The following is a 595-nucleotide window of genomic DNA, read 5'->3' as shown; positions in this document are numbered from 1 at the left end:
CCGGATAGTTTTCACGTCCATCTCAAGACGCTTCCGCTATCCAAATTACTTACTTCTTCCAGATTGTTAAAGAACGACAGCCGATATGGTTTTACTCATATCATCTGACTGGCTCAATCGCCAATGACAAAGATTCGACCCAAGTCGAACGCTTGTCATTGAAGATTGGTGGAGGCAGACGGGATCGAACCGACGACCCCCTGCTTGCAAAGCAGGTGCTCTCCCAGCTGAGCTATGCCCCCATGTACAGATTTGCCTCAGGTGTCCAACCTGTCGGTATGGGGTGCTCGTAAACGCTAAAGCGCTAACGATCACCGACACACCAGACAAGACATTGGTGGGTCTGGTTGGATTCGAACCAACGACCCCCGCCTTATCAAGACGGTGCTCTAACCGACTGAGCTACAGACCCCTGAGTCTGTCTTTAAATTTACAGCCGATAAGCGTGAGCGCTCAACTTTGCGAGATAGCTCTGGAAAGGAGGTGATCCAGCCGCACCTTCCGATACGGCTACCTTGTTACGACTTCACCCCAGTCATGAATCCTACCGTGGTGACCGTCCTCCTTGCGGTTAGACTAGCCACTTCTGGTAAAA

General features: G+C 51.1%; 2 tRNA genes and 1 rRNA gene. All 3 read right to left on the bottom strand.

Annotated features, from left to right (window positions below):
- Positions 1-166 precede the first annotated feature (166 nt).
- A tRNA-Ala gene (locus tag G3N93_RS41300) sits at positions 167-242 on the bottom strand.
- 93 nt (positions 243-335) lie between these two features.
- Positions 336-412 (bottom strand) — tRNA-Ile (locus tag G3N93_RS41295).
- A gap of 64 nt (positions 413-476) precedes the next feature.
- A 16S ribosomal RNA gene (locus G3N93_RS41290) occupies positions 477-595 on the bottom strand; the annotation flags it as partial.

Source organism: Burkholderia sp. Se-20378 (assembly GCF_017104665.1).
Classification (GTDB): Bacteria; Pseudomonadota; Gammaproteobacteria; order Burkholderiales; family Burkholderiaceae; genus Burkholderia; species Burkholderia lata.
Note: the sequence above shows the minus strand (reverse complement) of the source record. Positions and strands in the feature narration are given on the sequence as shown.